Source organism: Verrucomicrobiia bacterium (assembly GCA_023953615.1).
GTDB lineage: Bacteria > Verrucomicrobiota > Verrucomicrobiia > Limisphaerales > JADLHS01 > JADLHS01.
Window position 1 is genome coordinate 2,211,721 of sequence record JAMLJH010000001.1, and the last position, 18,139, is coordinate 2,229,859.

Consider the following 18,139-nt stretch of genomic DNA (forward strand, 5'->3'; position numbering starts at 1 on the left):
AGTTTTTATGGCGCAAAAGTTTCGTAATTTTTGGATGGTGGTAGGGTTGGTTCTGCCGGTTGGCGTCGCCTTTGGCGCGGCGTTCATCGGGCCGAATAACGAAGCGTACCAAATCACGGAGAACGGGTACAATCCGAATATTCTCGATGCTCTACCGACCGGGCCCAAAAATCTGGGTGAAGAATATCGGCGGGTGACGCCGGTCATGTTCTATACGTTTGACCAAAACTTTATTGATTATTTCGGCACCAATGGCATGGATGCGGTTGATCGTGCATTTCAAGTTTTCAATGGCTTGACCAATGTTTCCGGCTACAGCGCTGATCTACTGGAGTTTCCCATGGAGGCGCAGCGGGTTAACTATCAAGCGCAGGCGTTGTTTCTGAACGACCTGAAATCTGCGACCATGAGCATGATCATGGAGCAATTGGGCGCGGCGCAACCTGATCGCTACGTGTGGACCCTCCATGCGCGCTGGCACGAAGGAAACGTGGAGTGCCCAGCGGGACAAAATTATTTGGTGGTCAAACGGAATTTTGATCCGGTGACCAGCGGCTTGGATCAGTTGCAGGCCAGCAGCTACGTGAACGGCACCTTGTTCAGCTACAAGATTGTTGAGTTTTGCGATCCGCCTACTCCATTCGGCTGGCTGGCGGACGCAGTGGAGTTCAATGTGGACCCCTTGGCCACGCCATTTACCGCCGTTGCTTCGGGATTTGGGTCGATGCCCTATTTGTTGGGCGGCACGGCGCTGACGGCCCTGGGCGGATTGGGTGAGGGGTATTATTATACGGGTTTGACCCGAGACGATGTTGGCGCGTTGCGGTATTTGATGCGCTCCAGCAACATCAATTTGGAAGGTGCAGGTACCAACGTTCTGACCTACGTGACCAACACCACCGCGGAGCTTTTGGGGACCGAGGATCTGGCCACCTTTATTGAAAATGCACGAGTAAGCGATCCGGGTACATTAACGGCGCTTTATCCAGGATTACAGATTGCCAACTCCTCCTCGTATTTCACCAATGTCATTGCCACCAACACGGTTTTCTACGTGACGAATGTTCCGTTCGCCCCGGCGGGAATGGCGGTGCTGCGCTCGGCCAACGTGGTGACCACCAACATCCAGCGCCACTTCTACCACGAATTCCTAAACGCCTACATTACCCCGGAATATCAATTAACTTCCAATTTTGAAGTGCCCCTGGTACCCGGTCACACCACAACCAATTACACGATTGATAACGTAATTACAAATGTCTCCGCTGAGGCCTGCCCCCCGATGAGTCCGGCAGGAAGCATCTGCACCAACGTCACTATCCAAAGCGAAGTATTTAATAGCGTGGGCGGCGACTTCTATATTTTACCAACCAACTGGTGCGCGATCGGAAATGTGCAGACGCAATTGGTTCGCGTGGTGACGCTGGAAGGTGAAACTTTCACCGTGACTAATGCCCCGGGCACCATCAATACGAATGAAATTTCGTTCACCGTTACGCCCACGCTCACTTACACCCAATATGTTTATCAGGTGTACCCGGTGAGTTGTCCGGAAGACTGGGCGGGATATCGCCGAGGGATTGAGCGCGTCCAATTTGTGCGACGCGATTACGACTCCTTGATTGGTCAATTTTATTATCCAACGAATAGCGAATATACGATCGTTACCGTCACCAATAACCAGGATTATCCGCAACACATTCGTCGCGAGGTGTTCCAACCGGACATTTTGATCACCGCGCAGGATTTGACGGGCGGGCCTGGTGGTCCTTCGGGGGCGGGAACGCTGGCGCGCAGCATTGAGTTTGACAGCTCCCGATCTTTGAGCGGTTTGGCCGGTCCAGGCACCATCTTGAATCCGGCCGTAATAACTTTCAGTAAAACGGGACCAGTGATGGGAAACTCCTATCCGCAGATGGATGAAGCGACGGGTTTTCCGCTGTTCCTGTGGGCTTCATACGATGGTTCAACCAATCCGCCCGTGGTGTATCCCAATGGCACCAGCGTGGCGGAATTGGAAAACCATATTTTGATTCAGGCGACACCATCTGGACCTGACCTGCCCGATGCGATTTTAGGCGTGGAGTATGGAACCATTTTTAGCGGTTTTAGCGTAACTGGCGGAACGGCCCCTTTCACCTGGACCATCGCCCCCGCTTCGGGTGGTTTGCCGCCGGGATTGACGTTGGACTCCAGCACAGGACAGATTTCCGGAGTTCCCACCCAGCCAAACATCTATGATTTTACGCTGCGGTTGAGTGACGCAGTGGCGCGCTCAATAGATCTCCACTACACGATTACCGTTACTCCTTGAGCGTATGACTTCCTTGAAACTGAGAATTAGTAGTTTTATGAACCGGTCGTATTTTCCCCTCTTCGGTTTCGCGATGCTTGGTCTGCCCTTGGCGGTCTGGGGGGCTCAAGATACCTGGATCAACGGCAGCACCGCCTCGATCAATTATCCGGTCGCAATTGATGCAACGAATGTGATTAACTACGGCAGCATCGGACCGTGGTTTAATTTCAGTGGAACGCTCCAACCATTCGACACGTCGAATACCCGCAACTTGACGAATTCCGGAACTTTTGATGGATCAATTGGCTTTCATTTCGATAACGCGCCACGCAACAGCAGCGGTCAACTGATCGGGTTGCGCACGCCGCTGGCCAATTTCCATAATCGCAATAGCGGTGCCGTCCACGCCCGGGATGGCGGAACGGTTGGCGGATACATTGGGAGCTTATTATCCATTGAAGCCACGAATCTGATCAATGAGGGAATCATTACCGTAGGCGCCGGAGGTTTGGGGAAATTAACCGGGGTGGATGTGGATCTGTCTTGGGGCGCGTTTGGCGTGGTTTCGGTGGATGCCGATCCGATTTTGCTGGGATCTTTCAACGAGGTGCCGTCCACGAACATGTTCATGCCGGATACGGCGATTACCGACATTTATTGGGGACAGGATCTGGATGAGCTGACGATCAACGTGGCTAATATTTTGACTCCCAATGGTGTCCGCACTCCGTCGCATCGTGTACAAGCGCCACCTCCTGTTGCCGACCGATATACGCAGTTTTCGCTCTCTAGTTTTTACTTCGATGGCATTTCAAATGTGACTCGATGGGCCAGCATTACGGTCACCAACATTGATGGCGACAGTGAGACCATCCAGGTGCCGACTAATGTTGTGAAACAGGGTGTATTTCTCTCGGTGCCGCCGGGAATCGAGGACGTGGATATTTCCTTTGTGCCTTCCAGCCAGCCGACGAATGACTATTCATCCGTCTGTATCACGGTTCAGTTTCCTTATACAAACGTACTGACTGAGGAGGTTGGCGGCACCACGATTTACTTCCAAGACACCTTGGCCGGAGAGAATGACCTTGGCTCCTTGATCAATTACACGACCACGCTGGCCGGCGCCGGCACGCCGCAGACCCAGCGCCCCGCTGGTTATCTCTTGTCCAGACGCACCCAGGGAATGGGCGCTCCTGGCAACGCCGAGTTGACCCCGGATTTCTTCTACAACCAGGATTATGAGACCAACCTCGTCAGTGGATCCTACGCTGCGTATTCTGGCGAGATAGATAACATTATTATTCGTCCGCCGAACATCCCTGCGGGCACCGCCACTAATTTGACGGGACGCGCGGAAATCCACGCTGCAAATTTGAATCTGAGTCGTGCCCGGCTGCGCGGGGAAGGACTGCTTTCCATCCAGGCCACCCACTTGGTGGATAGCGCCAAAGCGGCGGTGGACACGGAAAATTTGAGTTTGGATTTAGGCTCAACCAATGGGCTGTTGCGGATCAAAGACCTTACCAAGACAGAGACGCATCGGGTCAGGGGACCAATCCTGGCGTGGAGCGGAGTCTGGAGTAATTCGTTCAGCATGTTGGTGACGAACTACAACGTCACCACCAATGGGGCTGAAGTGGAGTTGATTACCAATACGGTCAATGTGTTGTTCCACACCTTGATCTATGACATGAGTCGTTTGACGACCACGGTGCCGGTAGCGGTGCAGCAATTCAGCGGCACGGCCACGAACATTGTGATGGACGATCAAGCGAATGTCACTTTGACCTACAAATTGGATGGTCAGAGTTTCACTCTTAACGGGGGCATGAATTTGACTGGCGCGGTTTCGGATTGGCGCACCACGAACGCGCCTTCCCTGCGCTATTTCACCAATAACGGCAGCTTGGTGATGCCCGGTGAGGCTCACTTTGGCGATGACGCGCCGCAATCTTATCTGACTTTTGTGAATAACGGGTTGGTTCAATCCGCCGGACAAAATATTGCCAGCAGCTATGTCGAGTTGGGCGGTACCAACACGAGTCTGAGCTCGTTCGTAGTACAGGCCATTGATGCCAGAGTGGGCAACGGGAGAATCAATGCCGGTAATGATATTGAGTTCGCCGCCAATACTTTGAAGCTCAATCAAGCGATTCTGCAAACACCAACGCGGCTGGTTCTGAATGTCACCAATGCCCTGCAGGACAACGGCATCAATTCGAGCAATCTATTCGTGCTCGGCGATGGGATGTTCGTAGTGCAAAAACCGGCCTCCGGAGATTTGCTGGGCACCACGATTCAATCCAAGGCCAATAATTTTTCCAAAGTGACCCACAGTTGGCCGGGCGAAGATCGCGGGGACACGGTTGCTGGCTTCACCAATAATCTGGCCTTGGGCGTTCTCACCTTGATGCCTAACGGTCCCGTTACGGCCTTCGAGTTCGTCGGAACTGGGGGACAGAAGGCGTTGTACGTGGACTTATTGGATCTCTCACAAGTAGCGGATTGGGAAGAGCAATTGATCATCAAACCCGGCATCACCATTTATTACGCGGCACTCAAGCTGAGTTTCACCCCGCCGGTAGGCTTTACTCCAGAGGAGTATCTCGACAACAAGTTCGGCGGTCGTTTGCGCTGGGTGCCGCAATTTGCCGGTCCGAACAGTTCCGTGGATGTCCTCATCAACGGCAACCAGACCATTCGGGTGAATCAGGCCCGTCGGTACAGTCAGATTCTGGACGACGACGGCGATGGCATTCCCAACTACTTCGATTTTGATCCATTCGGCGGAGTTCAAATTGTTGGCATCGAAACGGTCGTTGCGCCTTCAGGTGTGCGGATTGCGTGGCAAGCCGCGGCTGGGACGACTTATCATGTGGAGTATCGGACCAGCTTGACCTCGCCGTGGCAGCAGTTACTGACCACCACGTTCGATTCGCCAGTCAATGGTGTTTGCAGTGTGGTGGACACCAATGCTGTCGGCGGCAATGTGATGCGGTTTTATCGGGTGCTGTATAACCCCACGAGCCAAGAGTAGCCATTTTGGATTCCCGGATTGGGTAGCAGCAGAATGTCGGCAACAGGGTGCGCCTCGTGGTTACAGAGAAAGAAAGATTCATGAAGATTCAGTTGGTAGTTACTGTATCAAAAACACAGTTGAGTTATGTCGCCCGGAACGTCCGGATGCTCTTGGTTTTGGTCGCCACTTGTCTGGCTGGTTCCGCCGGGGCGGCGCTCCCTGATTCCATCTCTTTGGGTGGGCATGAGGCGCATCCAACGCGGATTCTGGCTCAATTCAAAGAGACGGTGGTTGCTGCGGCCAGTGGTTCGGCCTTGGAGCAACTGGGATCTAAAATCGTATGGCAGTCGCGCTTGGTGCCGGGATTGGTTGTTCTGGGCGATGCCAGCGTGTCCGCGGCCGCTCAAGGTGCGGCGCCGAGCGAGGAAGTGGTACGGGTTCAGTTACTGAACCGCATGAACGCTTTGGCCCTCTCCGGGATGTTCAAATACGTTGAACCGGACTATACCGTCCACCTGAATCTTACGCCCAACGATCAGTCTTTTGTGGATGGCACTTTGTGGGGTCTGCAGAACCTGGGACAGAAAGGCGGCGTCCCCGGTGTGGACATTGATGCGGTGCGGGCGTGGGATCTGACCACCGGCTCAACCAATGTCATCGTGGCGGTCATTGATACGGGCATTCGCTATACCCATAATGATTTGGCCAGCCAGATGTGGATCAATCCGGGCGAAATCCCGGGCAACGGAATTGATGACGACGGGAATGGCTACGTGGATGATATTTATGGCATCAATGCCATTACGGACACCGGTGACCCGATGGATCTCGGCGATCACGGCACCCACGTGTCTGGAACGATTGGGGCCAGCGCCAATGATGAGTATCGTCTGGTCGGAGTTGCCTGGAATGTGCGGCTGATGGGTTGCCGCTTCCTCGGCAGCAACGGCGGGTCCACCTCGGATGGCATCAAATGTATTGATTATGCGGTAACGATGGGGGCCAGGATTCTCAATAACAGTTGGGGCGGGGGTGGTTACTCGCAGGCCTTGTATGACATCATTGCTGTCGCTGGACAAAGAGGCGTTCTGTTCGTTGCCGCTGCGGGTAACGATGGACTGAACAATGATCTGATCCCCGCCTATCCAGCCAGTTATCCGTTGGACAATATCGTCTCGGTGGCTGCCATTGATCGCTACAACCTGCTCGCCGATTTTTCAAATTACGGACAAACCTCGGTGGATCTTGGCGCGCCTGGCGTAGCCATCTATTCGTCCGTTTCCACTTCGGATTCGGCTTATCAGTTGATGAACGGCACCAGTATGGCGACGCCCCATGTTAGTGGCGTCGCTGCGTTGATCCTCAGCATTTATCCCGCTGCGGATCTGAACGAAATGGTCGGTCGCCTGTTTGCCGGAGTCGTGCCGGTGCCGGGCTTGAATGGCCGCACGACGACCGGCGGGCGGGTGAACGCCTACAACTCGCTCACCGTTTCAGGAAGCGGGACCCTTCGTATGACCGTGAACCCAGCTTCGAGGTCCTATCTTCTAAGCGGTTCGGAACAGCCCATTTTTGTGCGAGTGACGGATTTGTTTGGAGTCAATACCGCCACGGTGAATGGAGAGGTGGCCGGACTTACCAATCTGGTGTTCGCCAACGATGGCGTGCCGCCGGATGCCATTGCCAACGACGATATTTACTCGGCAATCCTGCAAGTTCCGGAGATCGAAGGGACTTTAACCATGACGCTGTCGGCTACCGCGACGAATAAATTGGGGATTACCAATGCCGTCAATTACGCCATCCTGCCGCCGCCGCCGAATGATTATTTTACCAATGCGACGAAAGTACCGGCCGCTGGCGGTACCTATTTTGCCAATAACCGTTTCGCCACCCTGGAGGACGGAGAACCTCACCATGCTGACGTAGATACGGCGGTGGGTTCGCTCTGGTGGTCCTACACCCCCACGGTCACGACCAATGTCTTCATTGATACCACGGGCAGCACGATTGATACGGTGCTGGCCATTTACACGGGTACCACCGTGTCCAATTTACACTTGGTGGTGGCCACCAATGATGTCGGCAACCGGCGCGAGGCTTATCTGGGGCTGCCGGTGCAGGCGGGCACCGGTTATCGTATCGCGGTCGCCAGCGCGAGCGCAGATTCCCTGGGTTCGATCCAGTTGCGGGTTGCCCCTGGTGGCGGCCGTGACGTGACCCCTCCGGCGGTATTCGTCGCCAGTCCGCTTAGTGGACTCAGCGTGAGCAATCAATTGATCATGGTTACGGGAACGGCGGCGGATCCCACGCCCAATGCCTCGGGCGTGAGCGAGGTCTTTTTGAGTGTGAACGGCAACATTGCTGCGACGGCCTTGGGCACGACCAACTGGAGCGCTCCGGCGCTTTTGCAGCCGGGGGTGAACACCCTGAAAGTGACTTCGGTGGATGCGGCGGGTAATTATTCCGCCTCCGTGACCCGGCAGGTTCACTATCTTCCCAACAATCCAGTCAATGACATTTTTGCCAACGCTCTGCCGCTGGTTGCGACTCCGGAATTCGTCACGGTCGCCAATACCAATGCGACCAAGGAGGCGGGTGAGCCGCATCACGCCGGTAACGCGGGCGGCAAGTCAGTTTGGTGGCTGTATCAACCGCCAGCCGATGGGGTGTTGGTGCTGAATACGACCAATTCCACCTTTGATACGTTATTGGCGGTTTATACCGGAAGCACGGTGGGCAACCTCACTGAGATCGCTTCCAATGATGATGCCTACGAGGGTATCCCAGGCGGGGCCAGCCAGATTGTTCAAGCCGTGCGCGCCAGTTCGCTGTATTACATCGCGGTGGACGGATACGATGGGGTGTCCGGTCAGGTGGTGCTGAATTATTCATTCACGCCCGCGCCGGTATTCCACCTTGCGGTTGAGACGAATGGCGGCGGGACGGTTGCTCCGGGTTCGGGAGACTATGCCAGTAACACGGTGGTTTGGTTGACCGCCTCACCCTCCGCGTCCCACCAGTTTGGTTCTTGGGCGGGAGACGTCACCTCATCGGCAAATCCCGTGGCTGTCGTAATGAATAGGGACAAGACGGTTACGGCGAATTTTGAGCTGATTCCATTTGCTGATGGTTTTGAATCTGGAGACTTCCAGCAGTTACCTTGGACAACCAGTGGGGAGGTTCCGTGGGTGATTACCGAACAATCGGTTGCCTCGGGGCAATTCGCCGCCCGGTCCGGTGAAATGGTGGATAACAATCAAGGTTTTCAAACCAGCTCGCTGACTTTAACCGTCGCCCTCCAGGACGGCAGCGGTTCGTTCGCTTATCGAGTGAGTTCCGAACCGACCTTTGATTACCTGAGATTTTCGCTGGATGGCGAGGAGTTGCAGCGTTGGTCTGGAGAAACCGATTGGACGACTTTCATGTTTCCGGTTCAAAAAGGCACGCATACTTTGCAGTGGGATTATGTGAAAGACGCCGCGCTCAGTATTGGCTTGGATGCTGCCTTCATAGATAATCTATTGCTGCCACTGGGGTTGCCCGTGGATGAATCCACACCGGCGAGCCTGGAGATCATTCGGCTTCCGGATGGTAGTTTGACCATCGAAATATTGGGGCAGGAAGACCGGGAATATGAAATCCAAGCCAGTTCTAATCTCACGGATTGGGAGCTTGTCGCCACGCAAGTGGCTTCCGGTGGAGTAATTCATTTCACCGACCCCAATTCCGGAATGCATTCGGTTCGATTCTACCGGGCCGTCGCGGTAGTGCCGTAACCAAGGTGCTGACAAGCCGGATTTTCGCACGTAAGCGGTGCGCCGCGCCCGCATTGGCGTTTCAAAGAAACGATACAATCGTCGTAGTAAACGGTGATATTTTGCTCACATACGGTTCGGCCTTGAGCTTTGAAACATTGGCCTTCCGGAAATCAACCGCTTGAATCTTACGCCTATGCTTTCTGAACTTCTGGGATCAGAACTGAAAGTGATTGGCCTGACGGGTGGCGTTGGGATGGGGAAATCCACGGTGGCACGCCTGCTACAGTCGCGCGGCTTCGCGATGGTGGACACCGATGACCTGGCCCGCCAAATCGTTCAGCCCGGGCAACCAGCTCTGGCGGAAATCACTCAAACTTTCGGCGCGCATCTTCAGGATGCTGGCGGTCAGTTGCGCCGCGAAGCGTTGGCCCGGATTGTTTTCGCCGACGCTGCCGCTCGGGCCAAGCTGGAAGCGATCACCCATCCGCGCATCCGTCAACGATGGCAGGAGCAACTGCGGGCTTGGCGCACGGAAAAGCGCGCGGCGGCGGTGGTGGTAATTCCCTTACTCTACGAAACCCGTGCGGAAAGCGAATTCGACGCGGTCATTTGTGTGGCTTGCAGCTTGGAGTCTCAAGCGCAGCGACTGGCTGCGCGGGGTTGGTCAAAGGAACAAATTGAACAACGTCGGGCGGCGCAACTTGCGATTGAAGATAAAATGGATCGGGCGGATTACGTAATTTGGACGGAAGGCGACGCCATCAACGCTTCACGCCAACTGGATCGCTTGTTGCCAGACTTACGATAAAGATCAAGGCTGAGTCGTCAAAACCAGGCGGAAGAACCGAGGCGACTCGCCAACAATCGGAACCGGGATTTCGACCAGCCGATTTGTGGCGACCGAGGCAACCTCGGTAAAGGTTGTCCAGTCTTGAGTGGCAAGATCCGTTGCGACAAGGATGCGGTAGGCACGGTTTGCGACCGCTTCCCAACGCAGTTGCCATTGATTGGGGGTCGAGGTGACGAGCTCCAGGCGTAAGGCACTGCCGGGGTCGAACGGCAGCGTGCCGCAGAGAAATTCTTCGAAGTTGGTAAAACCATCGCCGTCTGGATCTTCGGTTGCGTCGGCCTCTTTCCAATTGGTACCGTGCGACCATTCCCATTCATCCGGTAAGCCGTCGCCATCGCTGTCCGCAGTTGGCAGCAGTCGTCCGGGAGTAGGTGCTGCCGCCTGCCAGATGATCGGATCGTTTCCATAGTGGATTGCGGAAATCCGCTGCAAGGAGAAGCCGCTACCATCAGCGGCCGGAGGCCACGGCGACTTGTCTTTGTATTGGATTTCCTCCACGGCAACGTAGGGCACCAGATCGGGATTGGGGTTGTCTGGCTGGTCCAGGGTGAGTCGGGCACTGCTGTTTGGCAGGGAGATGGTATAAGGCCCGACAATTTGCACTTGCGGCGCCACGGCGTATTTCAATCGGAAAACCTCGGGATCAATGGGCACGACCAGCAGTAATTCCTTCGGCGCCAGTGCGAGGTTGGTTGGAAACGTGTACCCTACAGTCGGGATTTGCCATGCGTTCGTGGTGGCATTGGGATCGAACAACGGCGCGGTGACATCACTGATGTTCATTAATTCAATAAATTCGTCATCGCCGGAAGCGGGGTGATAATGGATTTCATTGATAATCAGCGGCCCGACTTGAGGTCCCACATTGGTCGTGCCGAGAGAGGGGGTTACTTGCGGCGGAAAGAATTCCTGACCGGTGCTGTTGACATAGCGCCCGACACTTGTGCCGTTGAAAGTCGCTCCAAAAGCAAAGCCGTGACTGTAGCCCGTCAACGCGCCGTCGAGAGCGGCCGAGGCGAGATAAACTTCTTCGCCAGTGGAGCTGAGCAAAAACGCGGTGTCGCCGTTCAAACCGCTGTTGAACTGGTCCGCGTAAAAAACGACGAAATCCAACGCGGGGATGATCGTGTCTGGCGGGATTCGATACTTTTTGGGGTTGGTGGCATCATCGCTCAGATACCAACCGCCGATGGCAACATTGGTCGAGGTGGGGTTGTATAACTCGATGGCGTCCTGTAGCGGCGGATCAGTGTGTGCGAGAATCTCATTGATAACGATGGGCGGCCAATCTGGTTCGGGATCGTCCATGCCTGGCGATCCGCCAATTTGCGCGCTTGCCCGCCAGCGATTGCCATTGTCCGGCGCCGCACTCAGGCCGGGCTGTTTGGGCACCAGAGAAAAGCCAAAGCCATCGCTGGCAATCGGCCACGGAGCGCGATCATCGTAATCCAGCGAGAAGAGCGTACTGCCATCCGGGAAGGATAAGGTGACTTTTTCGCCGCTGTTGTCGAGTTGCCCGGTGTAAGTCCCGACCACTTCCACCTCCGGATAGCGCGCAGTGAACGCCGTGGCGTCACGAGCCAAAACTGCAAAACCTCCGGGTTCGATGAGCGTATTATCCGGAAAGGTGAAGCTGATTCCGGCGGTGAAACTCAATTGTGAAAGATCCAAGGCGTTGGTGGCGATATTTTTGAGTTCAATGAATTCAAGCTCGTTACCCGAGAATCCACCCCAGGGGAGCGGGTTGTACATGACTTCGGTAACCACCAACTTGGATAAGTCTTGGGGCGGCGTAAATGCGGCCTCAACCAATGGACTCCAAGCATTACCGTCTTTTACCCGGGCGCGAATTCGCGTTGGATTGAAGATCGAGATTGCCGTTTCATAAATTTGGGCGGAGGCCGCCACGGCTCCGCCGATCCTTCGCGGGTCGCTTCCATCGGTCGTAAAATAAATGATCCCGCTGGGGTTCGTCTGGGTCAGAACGAGAGCAAATCCTGAAGGAATGTTTCCGCCAAATTGATTCATTTGCGGCGCCGCGAGTGTGGAAAAAAGATTTTTGGCGCGTAATTGGTTGAGCACGATGGGGACGCGCGCTTGGAAGTAATTGGTCAGCAGCTTGTCGCTGGTATTGCGCCAGTCGGTGTAAGTGAAAGGCGGTTCGCGCTTGGCATCGCCCCAGCGTGCCGATTCGGCAATCACCGCTTGATCAATTTCGTTGCGTCGGGCTTGATAGCGATTGGTGAGGGCCGTCGCCGTTAGTGCCCCATCGTTGAAGAAATGTTTTTGGATGTGATCGGCGACCAGGAGACGGAACTCTTCATTAGCCGAGAGCCGTTGCCACAAATATTGTGGGTTGCTCTTGGAAAAATTACTGCCTTGGGAGGGGTCGCCGGCTGGAAACGGTCCGGTTCGGTTGTCCGTTAGATTGTAGAGAGCGTTTTCCGAATCATGAGCCACGAAGCGGAAGCCGCCATAAGCGCCACTTCGTTCACGGACGGCAAACCAGTTGTTGGGTGAATTGTTATCGAGGAAGTTGGAGATGGGCGCGTCAATATTCCCCGTGTAAATGATCACCAGCATGTAATTAATCAGCGCCGGTACATCCAGCAGGTTTTCATAAGCTGGGTTCTGTGAACCATCGGGATTTTTGCCCTGAACTTTCTGGTACGCTTCCAAATCGGCGAACCCGTTGGTGGCGGCTTGCCAGAGTCGTTGCCAGGCGGCGAGATCGCCATCGGTGGCGGCGATCGTATAACTCGCGTCGGCATCCACTTTCACGGTATCGTAGTTATCCGCATCGCCACCGAGGTAGCTGTTCGCAAAATCTGCATCCGGCCGTTCTTCGCTGTTGTAAAGTCCCCAATACTGGCCATTGATATAGAGATGGTAATAGTTGCCATGAGTGGCCAGTTCTTCCATGTCCAACAGGGTGTCACGAGAGAAGACGTCGCGAAGGATTTCACTTTGCGTGCCGGAAAAATGCCACGAATCATCCTGATTGGAGCGCAGATCAAATTTTTTGAAACTCGTTGCCGCATTCGGACCAAAGAAGGGAAATTGTAACCGGCTGTTTCCGTACTCACTGCGAAAAAAGATTCGGAAAGAGTGTTTCGGGTTTGCTGAACTCCGGCTGTATCCGCCGCGAATGCGCAGCCCGATGTTGCTCTGAAATTCCCTGGCCGCGTCATTGTCCGGCGCGAGTAGTTCCATCGAGGCCGCTCGTTCCCAATTTCGGCCATCTTGCGAGGCATTGGCGTAAATACCCGTGCTGGAATTAAAGAGCGAACCGAGTGGCAGTACAATCGAAATTGAGGGAATCGTCAGCAAGGCCTGAGGGAACGCGTTTGACCAGGAAGCCGCGTTGACAATGTTTGGGTCCATCCCGTAATCCACGGTGTTATTTCCCCACGACCCCGGCCATCCGGATGGAGCGAGACCGTTAAGCGACTGCCGCGAGACCAGATCCGGGAAAATATAGGTGTGTGTCGCGATGGTGCTGGAGCCGGCTCCGGGAAGGAACGCCGCCGCCCGCAATGCCAGGTTGTTGGTTAGTGTAATCGGATCGGTATAGGTTGTGCCGTTGGATTCGGTTGGAATGGAGCCATTCAGGGTATAGCGGATGACGGCATCGGGAGTCGGGCAGGTCAGGGTGATTGACAACGGGTTCGTGTAAAAACCGCGTCCGGAGCTGACTTGCGGCTCAACGACGCGCACGTAATAACTCGTCGTATTGGTGGCTCCTGGCGTGGCGATCGCGAAATATTTTTGCTCATCGCGGTTGGTTGGGGTGAGTCCGTAGGAAATATCCTCGAACTGAATTGGAAACGCCGGAACGTATTCCGAACTGATGATTCCCGTGGGAGTGGTCAGAGCCAGATATTCACCCGCAGCAGACAAGCTGAAGTTGGCATGCAATGGCTGCCCTGGAATGGCGCGATCCTTGCCGCTTGCGAACAACACCAAAAATCCTCCGGCGGGAAGATTGGTCGCGGGAAACGTCCATTTATCCAGTCGCTCGGGATCGTCCGTGAGATGCCAACCGGCCAGATCAACCGTTAGGTTCGAGGCATTGTGAATCTCAATCCAATCCGAGGTGGCATCATCTTCGTCACGTAATCCGTTGTTATTGGTCGCCAGAAATTCCGAGATCAAGACGTCTGTCTGGCTGTGCATCGAAACGACGCCCATTAGAAGATGAAGGCAGACTAAAATAAATCGTTGCATACAATCAAAATCCGAATCTTAGAGAGCGATGTCGGAGTCGGGTTGATTTACTGAGCTTACCGATGCCTCCTTCATTCGGCTCACACTGCCATGATTACGCCGAAATGTCGAATTTTCCGCGTGCGGTGATGACTCCGCAATTATACTGACTTCATTGTCGTCGGTTTTCGAAAAGATTTCGGCTTCGATAAATTATTGTTCATCCGGCGTGGAGATTGTTAGTGTGGCGACATGATTCTCGCTCCGGATGAATGGCGGAAACTGGTGGAGCTTAAACACCGTTCCCCACATTCCGTCCTCGGTCTGCACGTGCGTGACGCCGCGCCCGGATTGGTGGCGCGCGCGTTCGAGCCGCGTGCGGCCAAAATCACGCTGCGACCGCTGGATAAAGCGGCCGGCCCCACGATTGAATTGCCGCGCGTTCAGGCCGCAGGTTTGTTCGAGGGCACGGATGCCACCGTCGCCACGGTCTTCAAATATGAACTGATCGTCACCGATGCCCAGGGCCGGACGCAAACTCACCGCGATCCTTATTCGTTTCCGCCAACGCTGAGTGACGACGATCTGTATCTTTTCGGCAAGGGTGATGATCGAAAACTTTACGACAAGCTCGGCGCGCAACTCCGCACGGTGGACGGCGTGGCCGGAACCAGTTTCGCCGTGTGGGCTCCCAATGCGCAGCGGGTGAGCGTCGTCGGCAATTTCAATGGCTGGGATGGGCGTTGTCACCAAATGCGCTCGTTGGGCGTTTCCGGCATCTGGGAGATCTTCATTCCCGGAGTGAGTGAAGGCGCGCTCTACAAATTTGAGGTGCGGGATCGCAATAACCGGATTCGCCTGAAAGCTGATCCGTTCGGTTTCTTCATGGAACTGCCCCCCAAGCAGGCGTCCATTGTCTGGAACAACAAAAAATTCAAATGGACCGACGATTCGTGGCTGGCCCGGCGGCGCCAGACCAATCCGCTGCAAGCTCCGGTCAGCACGTATGAATTGCACCTCGGTTCGTGGCGCAAGAAGAGCAAAGCCGAGTCGCTGGGCTACCGCGAACTCGCCGCGCCGTTGATTGAATATCTCCAGCGCATGGGCTTTACGCATGTTGAATTCATGCCGCTGGCGGAACACGCGTTTTATCCCTCGTGGGGTTATCAGGTGACCGGGTATTTTGCGCCGACCAGTCGCTACGGGACGCCCGAGGATTTGCAATATCTCATCAACGAACTGCACCGCGCCGGCCTCGGCGTCATCGTGGATTGGGTGCCCGCGCATTTTCCGCGTGACGATTGGGCGCTGGCGCGCTTTGACGGCACCGGCCTTTACGAGCATGAAGATCCGCGCAAGGGCGCGCATCAGGATTGGGGCACGCTGATTTTTAATTACGGGCGTCATGAAGTCGCTAATTTTCTGATCGCCAACGCGCTGTTCTGGTGCGAGCGCTATCACATTGACGGGCTGCGCGTGGATGCGGTCGCCTCGATGCTCTACCTGGATTATTCCCGCAAGCCGGGGCAATGGATTCCCAACCGCTACGGCGGCCGGGAAAACCTGGAGGCGATTGAATTTCTCCGTCGGTTCAATCATCTCGTGCATACGGAATTCCCGGGCACCATGACCATTGCGGAGGAATCCACCGCCTGGCCGCAGGTGACGCGCCCGCCCTACGTGGGCGGTTTGGGGTTCTCGATGAAGTGGAATATGGGCTGGATGCACGACACGCTCGAATACTTCAAGCGCGATCCCATTCATCGCAAGTATCATCAGAACGATCTGACGTTTGCGATGCTTTATCAGTATCACGAAAATTTCATTCTGCCGCTCTCGCACGATGAAGTGGTGCATGGCAAACGCTCGTTGCTCGGGCGCATGCCGGGCGACGACTGGCAGCGCTTCGCCAACCTGCGCGTGTTGCTGGGTTATCAATGGCTTTTCCCCGGTAAAAAACTGTTGTTCATGGGCGGCGAGATCGGGCAGAGCGGTGAGTGGAACGCCAACGGTCAGGTCGAGTGGCAATTGCTCGAAGCCGGACCGTATCACAAAGGCGTGCAACGGATGGTGGCTGACCTGAACCGGCTGTACCAGGCGGAGCCCGGTTTGTGGCAGGCCGATTTCGATCCTCAAGGGTTCGAGTGGATTGACGCTTCGGATAATCAAAACAGCGTCATGTCGTTCATTCGTCGCGAACCTGAGCGCGTCAGTGAAATTGTTGTCATTCTAAATCTCACTCCGGTGCCGCGGCGCCGGTACCGCATCGGCATGCCGCGCCCGGGCAAGTGGTTGGAAGCTTTCAACAGCGATGCCGCCATTTATGGCGGCAGCAATGTTGGCAACTACGGCAGCGTGACCGCGGAGGATTTGGATTGGCATAATCAATCGTATTCCGCGGAATTCACTTTGCCGCCGATGAGCATCATGTCGTTCAAACCGGAACAACCCTACGCGTCGGAGAAAAAGGAGGGAGTTGTCATCGCGCCCGTGAAGGAAAAGGCAAAAGCAGCCAAATCCGTTGAACCAACAACCCTTAAACCCGCAAAGTAAATTGTCGCCTTCGTTGTCTTTGTTCTGTTCCACCAAACGACGACGGCGGTCTCGAGGACGAACCCAATACCATGCCTGAAATCTTCCACGCGCTCGGATTGCATTTGCATCAGCCGCTCGGCAATTTGGTGGCGTTGCACAATTCCAGTGAGCCGTGGGAAGCCAAACAGATTCTTTGGTGCTACGATCGCATCACGCGAATGCTTGATCAGTATTGGGACGTGGCGCGATTGCACCTGAGTTTTTCCGGCACGCTGCTCAAGCAGCTCGAAGACCCCGGCGTGCGCGAAACCTTTTCCGACACGGTCAACATTGCCGACTTCATGCACCGCTTCCGCTGCGCGAACATCGAATATGTTGGCAGCGGTTTGTATCATCCGGTCTATCCGCTGACGCCTGCTGCCGACTGGGACGCGCAGACGGATTGGTGGAAGGGCCTCGGTCGCCATCTGCTCGGGCGCGATACCTTCAATGGTTTCTGGCCGCCGGAAATGGGTTTTTGCATGGAGATAATTCCGATGCTCGCCCGGCACGGCTTCAAATACGTGCTCGTGGATTCCATCTATATCAAACCCAAGCGCGAGATGCGCTGGGAGGAAACGCGCTATCGTCCGTATCTCGCGCGGTTTGGGGGCGCGGAAATTATTGTCGTGCCGCGCGATCGCGATCTTTCCAACGCGCAACTTTCCGGCCTCGACCCCGGCTGGTTTCAGAACGAAATCTACGAGCGCACCAAGCACTGTCATTTCCCCGCGTTGGTGACGACGTGGACGGATGGCGAGAACGGCGGCTGGTTTCGCACGTCGCAAGTCGAGTCCGGCTTCTGGGGTTTTTTCTACAAGCCGATCCTTGATCGTTACCGCGCCGGAACGCTGGGCTTCACGCCCATTCACATCAGCGAATATCTGCGTCGCTTCCCGCCGACGGAGGAAGTGGAGGTGCATCGCGGCGCGTGGAACACGGAGCATCATTGGGGCGGCGACTTCACGCAATGGACCGGATCGCTTTTGCAAAAGAAAGGTTGGGATGAAATTAAGAATGCCAGCGATTACTACTGGCAGGTGAAAAAGAAATTCGGCGAGATTTTTCTCCCTCGCCCCGTCGGACGGGGAGAGGGCCGGGGTGAGGGGCAATCCAACGCACTGCTGAACGCCGATGAAATCCGTTCGCTCATCGTGCAAGCTTACGATCATCTGCTGACGGCGGAGACGAGCTGTAATTTTTACTGGGGCAGCCGCTGGGTGCATCGCTCGTTTGATGGCCTCGAGCAAACGTATCATTTGCTCGACACCGCCGTGAAAAAAATGCAAATCACGAAGTGATGCCAATGCGCACGAATCAAAAACAAGTGACACCGATTTCACAAATTGGCATAGATTCAATCCGTGCTAATTCGTGGAGTTCGTGTCTGGGAATTATGTCTGTCCATTCGTATCCATTCGTGGTTTTCC

The 18,139-nt window shown here is 55.1% G+C and carries 7 protein-coding genes; 6 read left to right on the plus strand and 1 reads right to left on the minus strand.

Translation table 11 applies throughout. The features are described from left to right. Positions 1–7 precede the first annotated feature (7 nt). From M9920_09290 to coaE, 4 genes are all read left to right on the plus strand, one after another. Positions 8–2,314 (plus strand): Ig domain-containing protein, encoded by a 2,307-nt coding sequence (locus M9920_09290; protein ID MCO5052484.1) that lies wholly within the window; start codon positions 8–10, stop codon positions 2,312–2,314. 37 nt (positions 2,315–2,351) lie between these two features. Further along, entirely contained in the window at positions 2,352–5,336 is a 2,985-nt protein-coding gene (locus tag M9920_09295) for a hypothetical protein (protein ID MCO5052485.1), read from the plus strand. An 80-nt stretch (positions 5,337–5,416) separates the two neighbouring features. Further along, a complete protein-coding gene (locus tag M9920_09300) occupies positions 5,417–9,097 on the plus strand; it encodes a S8 family serine peptidase (protein MCO5052486.1) in 3,681 nt (1,226 codons plus the stop codon). A 175-nt stretch (positions 9,098–9,272) separates the two neighbouring features. Continuing rightward, complete coding sequence (gene coaE / locus M9920_09305) at positions 9,273–9,887, plus strand: dephospho-CoA kinase (protein MCO5052487.1); 615 nt, start codon at positions 9,273–9,275, stop codon at positions 9,885–9,887. Between the two features lie 3 nt (positions 9,888–9,890). Here the strand turns inward: coaE and M9920_09310 are convergent, their stop codons facing one another. Further along, positions 9,891–14,156 carry a lamin tail domain-containing protein gene (locus M9920_09310; protein MCO5052488.1) on the minus strand — a complete coding sequence of 1,422 codons (4,266 nt, stop codon included), beginning with the start codon at positions 14,154–14,156 and terminating at the stop codon, positions 9,891–9,893. A gap of 231 nt (positions 14,157–14,387) precedes the next feature. Between M9920_09310 and glgB the strand changes: the two genes are divergently transcribed. Further along, a complete protein-coding gene (glgB, locus tag M9920_09315) occupies positions 14,388–16,688 on the plus strand; it encodes a 1,4-alpha-glucan branching protein GlgB (protein MCO5052489.1) in 2,301 nt (766 codons plus the stop codon). A 71-nt stretch (positions 16,689–16,759) separates the two neighbouring features. Next, complete coding sequence (locus tag M9920_09320) at positions 16,760–18,010, plus strand: glycoside hydrolase family 57 (GenBank protein ID MCO5052490.1); 1,251 nt, start codon at positions 16,760–16,762, stop codon at positions 18,008–18,010. Positions 18,011–18,139: the final 129 nt, after the last annotated feature.